This is a genomic window from Streptococcus sp. HMSC071D03 (genome assembly GCF_001812125.1).
Taxonomy (GTDB): Bacteria; Bacillota; Bacilli; order Lactobacillales; family Streptococcaceae; genus Streptococcus; species Streptococcus pseudopneumoniae_N.
Genome location: NZ_KV807771.1, coordinates 1 through 708, shown reverse-complemented (window position 1 = coordinate 708; position 708 = coordinate 1). Strand labels below are relative to the sequence as shown.

The following is a 708-nucleotide window of genomic DNA, read 5'->3' as shown; positions in this document are numbered from 1 at the left end:
TTTTCTACCATTTGTCAAGTATATCAAGGTATTTGATGAAAAATAGTTTGATTTCCATAGTCAAACTAAGGAAATTGTCTTTTTCTGAACTAAAGTTTAGTGAAAAAAGTGTACACTAAACCAACACCTTATCTGGTGATTTTTTTTGATAAGGCGTTACAATAATATGGCATAAACAATTTTACCGATTTTGGGTAGAAGTATAATCGTAAAGTTTGTTATGCGTTATAAGGTAATACATTGTTCTAATGAGACGATGTATAGAGGCAATCGTGTGTGGTTTGGTTGAAGTCACTTGCGATTGTCTTTTCCGTTTCTCATAGAAGTCTGCGATATGACAAGGATTGGTGTGGCTAGCTGAAGCTATGTTATGAATGCACTTAAAGAGAATCTTTCTGGCATAGGGATTCCCACGTTTAGTGATATGTTCCTTGGCTAGAAAGTTTCCAGATTCATAGTGTCTGAGGTCAATTCCGATAAAAGCATTGATTTGATTGGCAGAGTGAAATCGACGAATGTCACCAAGTTCGCCAATAATACTTGTCGCTGTGGTTTCAGCTATTCCAGGAATAGAGAGAAGAATCTCATATTCTGGCAAAGATTGAGCCAATGCTACCATCTCCTCTAGAACACCTTGTCTGTGTTCAGAAAGCCTAAGTAACTCCCCTGCATAGTATTTGACCTCTTCTATCACTGGAGAGTTTTTTT

The 708-nt window shown here is 36.9% G+C and carries 1 protein-coding gene; it reads right to left on the bottom strand.

The features are described from left to right. Positions 1-181: 181 nt before the first annotated feature. Positions 182-708: transposase (locus tag HMPREF2837_RS06750; RefSeq protein WP_148131828.1), on the bottom strand; the 527-nt coding region annotated here is incomplete at its 5' end.